This window comes from Alcanivorax xiamenensis (assembly GCF_009846745.1).
GTDB classification, from domain to species: Bacteria; Pseudomonadota; Gammaproteobacteria; order Pseudomonadales; family Alcanivoracaceae; genus Alloalcanivorax; species Alloalcanivorax xiamenensis.
Window position 1 is genome coordinate 1 of sequence record NZ_AQPF01000118.1, and the last position, 646, is coordinate 646.

Annotated in this window: 1 protein-coding gene; it reads right to left on the reverse strand. The window is 71.7% G+C overall.

The window, feature by feature from the left end; all coding sequences use genetic code 11:
- Positions 1 to 646 (reverse strand): cytochrome c3 family protein (locus A6D6_RS21645; protein ID WP_304503121.1); only part of this gene is annotated, 646 nt, incomplete at both ends.

Below are 646 nucleotides of genomic sequence, written 5' to 3' on the forward strand. Positions count from 1 at the left end.
CGTCGCGCACCGCCTGACCCGCCCGCGCCGACGGATAGGCCGGCAGTTCAGAAAGCAGAGCGGCACGCCGCAATGCCGGCAGATCCTGCCGCGCCAGTTGTTCGAACAGCGCGCCGGCGGCCCCCGCTTCGCCGCCACGGGCCTGGAACAGCGCCCGCGCGTAGCCGCCGTCGCGCGGTTGATGTTCCGGGTACCAGCGGCGGAAAGCGTCGATCAGCGGCCCCTCGGCCTCGCCGGCGTGGCATTGCAGACAGGCGTCGTCGTGGCCCAGCGCCCGCGCCTGCGCCGGGTCCGGCGAGGTGAAGCCGTGATCATGGCGAAGGTCATTGCCCATATAGACCTTGCCGGGCATGTGGCAGGCCTGGCATTGCGCCCCCGGCGAGCCGGCGGCGTGATGATGGTGCGCCGGGCTGTCGTAGTCGCCGGCGCGCAGGCCATCACCACGAATCGCCGGGCGCACCGGCTCGCCGGTGCCGTTGTGGCACTGTGTGCAGACCGCGTTGCCGGGGGCGCGCAGGGCGCCGCTGTGGGCGTTGTGGCAATCCGAGCAGACCACCCCGGCGGCGTGCATGCGGCTTTGCACGAAGGCGCCGTACTCGAACACTTCGTCCCGAATGGTGCCGTCCACCTCGTACAGATCCGCGCT